8 protein-coding genes and 1 rRNA gene are annotated in these 7752 nt (G+C 59.9%); 1 reads left to right on the top strand and 8 read right to left on the bottom strand.

Annotated features, from left to right (window positions below; translation table 11 throughout):
- The 7 genes from L7A20_RS07680 to L7A20_RS07650 all read right to left on the bottom strand — a co-directional run.
- Positions 1–103, bottom strand: a 16S ribosomal RNA gene (locus tag L7A20_RS07680); the annotation flags it as partial.
- A 957-nt stretch (positions 104–1060) separates the two neighbouring features.
- The gene (gene rlmB / locus L7A20_RS07675; RefSeq protein ID WP_237222992.1) at positions 1061–2041 is read right to left on the bottom strand and encodes a 23S rRNA (guanosine(2251)-2'-O)-methyltransferase RlmB; all 981 of its coding nucleotides are present in this window, start codon (positions 2039–2041) and stop codon (positions 1061–1063) included.
- Between the two features lie 105 nt (positions 2042–2146).
- Complete coding sequence (gene cysS / locus L7A20_RS07670) at positions 2147–3571, bottom strand: cysteine--tRNA ligase (protein WP_237222991.1); 1425 nt, start codon at positions 3569–3571, stop codon at positions 2147–2149.
- Between the two features lie 2 nt (positions 3572–3573).
- Entirely contained in the window at positions 3574–4464 is an 891-nt protein-coding gene (locus tag L7A20_RS07665; protein WP_237222990.1) for an alpha/beta fold hydrolase, read from the bottom strand.
- A 98-nt stretch (positions 4465–4562) separates the two neighbouring features.
- Positions 4563–5042: a 2-C-methyl-D-erythritol 2,4-cyclodiphosphate synthase gene (ispF, locus tag L7A20_RS07660; RefSeq protein ID WP_237207080.1), complete on the bottom strand. Its 480-nt coding sequence runs from the start codon at positions 5040–5042 to the stop codon at positions 4563–4565.
- Complete coding sequence (ispD, locus tag L7A20_RS07655) at positions 5039–5815, bottom strand: 2-C-methyl-D-erythritol 4-phosphate cytidylyltransferase (RefSeq protein WP_237222989.1); 777 nt, start codon at positions 5813–5815, stop codon at positions 5039–5041. Before ispD ends, ispF begins: the two co-directional genes overlap by 4 nt.
- 23 nt (positions 5816–5838) lie before the next feature.
- Positions 5839–6324 carry a CarD family transcriptional regulator gene (locus tag L7A20_RS07650; protein ID WP_185173529.1) on the bottom strand — a complete coding sequence of 162 codons (486 nt, stop codon included), beginning with the start codon at positions 6322–6324 and terminating at the stop codon, positions 5839–5841.
- 257 nt (positions 6325–6581) lie between these two features.
- Here L7A20_RS07650 and L7A20_RS07645 point away from each other — a divergent pair, with 257 nt between their 5' ends.
- Positions 6582–7127, top strand: coding sequence for a hypothetical protein (locus L7A20_RS07645; protein ID WP_237197654.1), 546 nt, complete (start codon positions 6582–6584; stop codon positions 7125–7127).
- Positions 7128–7256: 129 nt separating this feature from the next.
- Here the strand turns inward: L7A20_RS07645 and tnpA are convergent, their stop codons facing one another.
- The gene (gene tnpA / locus L7A20_RS07640; protein ID WP_237197652.1) at positions 7257–7694 is read right to left on the bottom strand and encodes an IS200/IS605 family transposase; all 438 of its coding nucleotides are present in this window, start codon (positions 7692–7694) and stop codon (positions 7257–7259) included.
- Between the last annotated feature and the right edge of the window lie 58 nt (positions 7695–7752).

Genomic DNA, 7752 nt, shown 5'->3' with positions numbered 1-7752 from the left:
TTCGCCACTAATCCACCCAGCAAGCTGGGCTTCATCGTTCGACTTGCATGTGTTAAGCACGCCGCCAGCGTTCGTCCTGAGCCAGAATCAAACTCTCCGTTGAAAAAATGAAGTAGTTGATGATCCTAGTCTCTGATTGTTAGCGAACCATTCACCACGGGGTGGTGTGGTTCGAGCTGACGAATCTGAAACCATATGATTATCAAATTCTGTAAGAAACCGTTGGTTTCTCACATGTTGTATAAATATTTGGTATCAGTTCAATTTCCGCACTACCTGGTGTTCCTTGTGAACACTAGTGTGTAGTGTGGATGATAAGAATGTTATTTATAACATTGGTACGCTATTGAGTTTTCAAGCAACAAACCGCATTCTCAACCCTAGCCAGATGCTGGCCGGTGTTTCGTATCGGTCATTCTCAAGTTTTTGTGTTACCCGTTTGGGCAACTCGTCTAGTCTATCGCGTTTCTTTTCTGTGTGTCAACTCGGTGTTCCGTGTTGTGTCTCACAGTGGCTTGTGGCTGGTTTGTTACTTCACAACCTGACTCGTATGAGTCCTGGTGATCAGCTGCCTGCTTGGGCCTGAATTCGCTATGTGACTAGGTGTTTTGTCGCTTGGTGGGTTTCCCCTGTGCCGTGGCGACTCGTAATACTTTACGCAGGTTTTCCAGAGCGCGCAACCCAAAAGTGCCACCACAGGAGCCTTTTTGCCTAAGAACCCCCACCCGCAACAGGTAAAACACCTAGTCAAAGCTAAACTAAGCACCGTAAAAATATTTTTAAAGTTTTTTTGAAGGTCTTCAGAAGGCTTGATTTTAGGGATTTTTTGTGAGCCAGACCCTTATTCCAGCTCACATAAGTTTCTTATCTTTGTGCGGGGGGCGGCCGGCTCACGCTTGCTGCCGACCCTCTCGCTGGTTCGCTGACGCTCACAAGCGATTCACGCCAGCCCCGGTGCCAGCAGCTTCGCTGTGAGCCTGCCGCCAGCCCCCCCCTAAGACTAGATAAACAAAAAGTGCTCCCCCGCTATCGCGGGAGAGCACTTCGTTCTTATAAGAGCTTAGGCAGCTCGACGGCGGGATACCTCGTAGAGGGAGATTCCTACTGCCATGGAGGCGTTGAGTGATTCCATAGCTGAGCTAATGGGAATCGAAACGATTTGGTCGCAGTTCTCGGTGACCAGTCGTGACAATCCCTTACCTTCTGAACCAACAACAATCATGAGCGGTTCAGAGGCCAGTTCGAGGTTGGGCAGGTCTACGTCGCCGCCGCCGTCCAAACCGACAACGAAGATGCCGGCGTCCTTGGCCTGCTGGATTACGCGGGTGAGGTTGGTTGCCTTAGCAACGGGGATGCGGGCAGCTGCACCGGATGAGGTTTTCCAGGCTGAGGCGGTCATGGCTGCCGAGCGGCGCTCGGGGATGATGACGCCGTTACCCGAGAAGGCTGAGACGGAGCGGATGATGGCGCCCAGGTTGCGGGGGTCGGTGATGCCGTCCAGGGCAACGAAGAGGGGCGGGGTGTCCATCTGCTTGTCGTACCAGAGATCCATGGTGTCGAGCACCAGGTTGCCGGCGTCCGGGTACTTATAGGGCGGAATCTGCAGGGCAACACCCTGGTGGACAGCGTGGTCGGTGAGACGGTCCAGCTCGTTACGGCCAATTTCGAGCATGGGCAGGCCCTGCTTGTTGGCCTCGGTCATGATGTCGCGGACGCGGTCGTCAACCTCGATGCGGGACATGATGAAGAGGGTCTTGGCAGGAATCTCGGTCTGCAGTGCCTCAAGTACGGAGTTACGACCGGTGACCAGCTCATCGGAGGCACGCTTGCCGCCCAGGCGGGGCTGACGGGACCGCAGGGTGTTCGTTGCCTTACGGTTTTCGGCGGCCTTCTTCATCTTGTAGGCCTTGTGGTAGACGCGGTCTTCGGCCTTAGGGGTGTTGCCGCGGCCTTCGAGGGCCTTACGGCCGTGGCCACCGGTGCCCTTGGTGGGGCCCTTCTTCTTATTGGTTGCGCCGGGGCGTGAGCCTGCCTTCGCCATAAATCTCGTCCTTTGATAGATGTCTATGAATTGTTTTCTAGCTTACCGACCCCCTGCCCCCTATGGGGCGAGAGATGGAGCACGGTAGCGGGAGGGCTATGAGGCCTAGAGGGACCAGGTGGAGCCGGATGCGCCGTCTTTGACGGTGATACCGGCGGCGGCCAGGGCGTCACGGATTTGGTCGGCGCGGGCCCAGTCTTTAGCCTCACGGGCTTCGGCACGCTGGGTCAGCATGGTCTGAATCAGAGAGTCGAGCGCTGCATGTTCGCCGGGTTCGTTGGCGGCAGCCCCTGCCTGGCTGAAGGACATGAGCTCAACTAGCCCCAGCACCTTGGCCATAGCGTAGACCTGCTCGGCGGCGTCCTGGGCGGATTCACCGGCAGCCAGGGCTGCGTTACCGGCACGGACGCCCGCGTGCAGGGCGGCCAGGGCCTTGGGGATGTTGAGGTCATCGTCCATGGCCTCGGCGAAAGCCTCGGGTACCACGGCGTCTTCACGATGATAGTCGCGGGTTGCGGCCAAGAAGGCTTCAACGCGTTCAACGGCCACACGAGCCTCTTCGAGGGAGGTGGGGTGGTAGTCGAGTACGGAGCGGTAGTGGGCCTGACCCAGGTAGTAGCGGACGACCAGGGGGCGGGCGGCTTCGAGCATCTGGGCGGGGGTGATGATGTTGCCAATGGATTTGGACATCTTCTCGCCCTCGTAGTTAACCAGGCCGTTGTGCATCCAGAAGTTAGCGAAGCCGTAGCCTGCTGCCTGGGACTGGGCCATCTCGTTTTCGTGGTGGGGGAAGCGCAGATCGAGGCCGCCACCGTGAATATCGAAGGTCTCGCCCAGGTACTTGCCGGCCATGGCCGAGCATTCCAGGTGCCAGCCGGGGCGGCCCTTACCCCAGGGGGAATCCCAGGAGGCGGTAACGGGCTCACCCTCCTTGTAGGCCTTCCACAGGGCAAAGTCGCGGGGGTCGCGCTTGCCGCGGGGGTCGGCGTCCGGAGCGTCCTGCATATCGTCAATCTTCTGGCGGGTCAGGGCACCGTAGTTCTCCCAGGAGCGCACGTCGAAGTAGACGTCGCCGCAGCCGTCGGTCGCCGGGTAGGCGTGACCGCGGTCGATGAGGCGCTGGATGAGGGCGAACATCTCAGGAATGTGCCCGGTTGCGCGCGGCTCGTAGGTGGGCGGTGCGATGTTGAGGGAGGCGTAAGCGGCCCCGAAGACCCGCTCGAAGCGGTAGGCCAGGGCCCACCATTCCTCGGCCGGGTGCTCACCGGTGAAATCGGGCTCGAAAGAGGCAGCCGAGTTCACCAGAATCTTGTCGTCGATGTCGGTGACGTTACGAACCGTGGTGACCTTGTAGCCGCGGTAGGTCAGCCAGCGGGAGAGCTGGTCAAAGACCAGGCCCGAGCGCACGTGCCCGATGTGGGGAGCCCCCTGCACGGTGGCACCACAGTAGTAGATACGGGCCTCGCCGGGGTGAACCGGGGTGAAGTCACGGACGCTTGCTGTTGCTGAATCATAAAAACGTAGAGTCACGCCTAACAGTTTACCGTGCGCTGTAGAACCGGTGCGAGGACGCTAGCTGCGTGGTTAATGAGCAGGGAGAAATGGCCGTCGCGCGGTAGTTCGTGAATTTGGGCTCCCAGGCGGAGCCCTAAGTTGCGGGCACGGGCGGGTTTGACGGCCATGTCGCGCCCGGCGACCCAGAGGTGCACCGGGGTTTTGACGGTGGTTTCTGAGAAGCCCCAGTCGTCCTGAATCGCGTATTCGTCTTGCACCCCGCCTTTGATGGAGAACTGCAGGGCGTAATCGTGGGAGACCGCCATGCGGTAGGCAGCGGTGTGGCCCTGCACGTCTCGGCCCAGGGCTGAAGCTAGGGTCGAGGCGGACGCCAGCGGGCGACTGACGGCGCGGGCGGTCAGGTCAATCAGGGGTTTGGGGAACCAGGAGAGGGTCAGGTGTGACATGTGGACGCGCAGCGGAGTGAGGTTAAGGCCCAGTCGGCTTTCCCAGAGGGGGTGGTGGGTGAAGGGGGCCAGTAAGATGAGCTGGTCTATCTTCTCGGGGTGCAGGGCAGCTAGGCTCATAGCGTGGGGCCCGCCGCCGGAAAAGCCCATCACGCTGAAACGGTCAAGCTCTAGATGGTCGATGATGGCTGCGACGTCCCGCTCTACCCAGGTGCCCACCAGCCGGTGGGGTACGGCGTCCGATGCTCCCAGCCCCGGGCGGTCCGGGGCGATAATGCGGATACCCAGCTCTCTGGCTGCCTCATCGAGGAAGAGGGCCTCATAGCCGGTACCGGGAGTGCCGTGGCAGTAGATGACGGTAGCTGTGGGTGCTTCTGTCTGCCCAAATTCGTGCCAGGCGATGACGCGTCCCCCGTCCTGGCTTAGCAGGTGAGGGCGGGGTTCAAGGGGGTCGGCGTTCACAGGTACTTCTTTACAGCTTGGGGTGGTGTTAACAGGGACAGGCTTATTGTAGCGCTGACTGCCCCCGCCTCTGAGCGCGCCCGACGCTGGGCCTTGGCTCAAGCGTCCTTACGGTATACCAGGGCAACAGCGCTAGCTGCCACGCCCTCGCCGCGGCCGGTCAGGCCCAGCCCGTCGGTGGTCGTGGCGGTGACCGTCACCGGGGCACCGGCGGCCTCAGACAGGACGCGGTTGGCCTCGTCCCGGCGCGGGGAGAACTTGGGCTTGTTGCCGATCAGCTGCACCGCAATGTTGCCAATCTCAAACCCGGCAGCGCGCACAATGGCAGCAGCTTCAGAGAGGATCCGCACACCGGAAGCACCTGCCATATCGGGCCGATCCACCCCAAAATTGGAGCCTAGATCGCCGGTGCCGCTGGCCGAGAAGAGGGCGTCGGCAGCAGCGTGGGCGACCACGTCGCCGTCCGAGTGGCCTGAGAGCCCGCGCTGGCCCGGCCAGTGCAAACCTGCCACCCACAGTTCGGTGCCTTCTTCACCAAAAGCGTGCACATCAGTGCCGGTACCGATACGGGGGATCATGATTCTCTCTTTTCGTCGTAGAGGGCTGTAGCTAGGGTCAGGTCAAGGGGGGTTGTAATCTTGAAGGCTTCGGCGGCTCCCTCGACTGTCGCAACCGGTAGCCCCAGGGTTTCAGCCAGCATGGCATCGTCAGTGATGCTTTCGGCAACCTCGGGGGCCAGGGAGGCTACATCGCGGTGGGCCTGCACAAGGGTAGCCAGGTCAAAGCCCTGGGGGGTCTGCACAGCCCGCAGCTGCGCCCGGGCCGGGGTGCCGCTCACGTACCCGGCAGCATCCACCGTCTTAATGGTGTCAACCACGGGCAGCGCCGGAATTACAGCCTTCTCCCCCGCCTCAAGGGCGGCCGCCACCCGGTGATAGACGCTAGCGGGGGTGAAACAGCGGGCGGCATCGTGCACAAGGACGCCGGTGGGCAGCTGCTCGGGAGCACCCGGCAGGGGGGCTGCGTCCGCAATCGCGGCCAGGGCGGCCGTCACCGATTCGGCGCGCGTTGCGCCGCCGGGCACCGCCAGGGCACCGTACCGGGCACAGACTTGCCGTAGCTCAACGTCCTGTGGGGGCACCGTCACCACCAGCCGAGCTACCACGCCCGACGCTAGGGCACCGGTCAGTGCCCATTCCAGCAGGGTGCGCCCAGCAACCTGCACCGCAGCTTTGGGCACACCTGCGCCCAGGCGCGAACCGGAACCGGCGGCCACAATAACGACAGCGAGCACCGAACCACCAGAAGTGGTTGCGGTGCCCGCTGTATCAGAAAAATCTAGAGTGCTCACAGCTAGTGAGCATACCCGAAAGTTTAGACGCCCTCGAGAATCTTATCGAGTTCAACCTCGGCAGCTTCTTCGTCGATGTCCTTAGCCAGGGCAACCTCAGACGACAGAATCTGACGGGCCTTAGCCAGCATACGCTTCTCACCGGCAGACAGGCCACGGTCGTTCTCGCGGCGCCACAGGTCACGGACGACCTCGGCAACCTTCAGCACATCGCCAGATGCCAGCTTCTCAACGTTAGCCTTGTAGCGGCGGGACCAGTTTGCTGCTTCTTCGGTATCGGTAGCCTGAAGTACGTCAATGACTTCCTGCAGACCGCGCTCGTCAACGACGTCGCGCACGCCCACCATATCGACGTTCTCAGCGGGAACCTCAATAACCAGGTCACCGTTAGCGACCTTGAGTTTCAGGTACATCTTCTCTTCGCCACGAATCTTGCGCATCTTGATTTCTTCAATCGTTGCGGCACCGTGGTGAGGGTAAACGACTGTTTCGCCAACCTCAAAAACCATATGGATAAACCCCTTTCAGCCTACCTATTCTACCATGCAACGAAAGACAGCACCCTTAAAGTCTCAAAATAGGCCCGGCGCTCTCAGCGAACCTGTGCACTTCATTTACGCCCTTTTGCCTCGTTGATACAGACGTATCGTCGTTAAACCAGATAGAATGTGACCTGAACAGACCAAAAATTCCGTACCTCGGCGCGGAGCACACACACTTTCTCTGCCCCTCGGCAGACCACGACCCTACACAAGGAGCTAGAGCTGTGAAGAACACCGCTTCTTTGACCGTCAAGCGCGCCAGCGCCCTCGTCGCCATCGCTGGTGCCCTGCTGGCCACCACCGGTTGCACCTACACCAACCAGCCCGCCACCACCATCGTCTACTCCGCCTCCGACGGCCAGATGGCTAACCTGCTAGGCGAGAACAACCAGCAGGACATCCAGCTCCGCAACATCATGGTCATCGCAGCCGATGAGGCCTCACAGGGCCGCGTGCTGGGCACCATTCTGAACCAGACCGAGGAAGACGCCACCGTTACCCTGGCCTTCCCCACCGAAACTCTCACCGTTGAGGTTCCCGCTGGCCAGGAAGTCCGCCTGGAAAACGACGAGAACGAACTTCTTCTGGCTGAGGCCGGCGCTAACCCCGGTCTGCTGCTGAAGGACGTCGAAGTCTCCTCCAACGTCACCTCCAGCACCACTACCTTCAACGTTCCGGTTCTTGACGCCGCCCTGGAAGAGTACGCCCCCTACCTGCCCACCGCAGCGGCTACTCCCAGCGCTACCGAAACCGCTAGCAGCAACGGCTAATACCTTCTAGCCCAAAGCAGTGGGGCCGGGACTCAGCTACTTGAGTCCCGGCCCCACCTTTTTACTCTCTAGAGCGCCTGTTTAGCTGATGGGTGGTGAGAAACCCACGTCCGTCAGGGCGTGGATGAATCACCACAAAGGGTTCCCCGGCCCACGAGGCACCTGCCCCTGCTGCTGCACATAGACCCTCACCTTCTCCAAAGGCGCCCCGCCCGTTGAAGCTACAAAATACGACGGTGACCAAAAATGTTCACCCCATAAAGCCCGCTGCACTTCCTCAAACCCAGCAGCTCGCACCCGCTTAGCAGTGTTGGTCTTAATAGCCCCAATCAGGGTAGATAGAGAAACCTTGGGTGGGTATGTAATCAGCAGATGGGCGTGGTCTTGATCTGTATTGAACTCATCTACCACAACATCGAAGCGGTGGCAGACTTCCTTGGTGGTCTCTTCAATCAGAGCATGGACACGCTCGGTCATCACTTTTCTGCGGTATTTGGGGGTCAGGACAATATGAGCATGCAAATCATAGACCACATGCCTACCGCGCCTGTAATCATCTTTATTCACAGTGGTTTTCCTTATTGTAGAGTATATAATTCTAGATAGTATTTTACGGTAGGTTGGA

This window comes from Rothia nasimurium (genome assembly GCF_928381415.1).
Classification (GTDB): domain Bacteria; phylum Actinomycetota; class Actinomycetes; order Actinomycetales; family Micrococcaceae; genus Rothia; species Rothia nasimurium_H.
The sequence above is the reverse complement of the archived record's forward strand: the minus strand, read 5'-3'. Positions and strand labels throughout refer to the sequence as shown.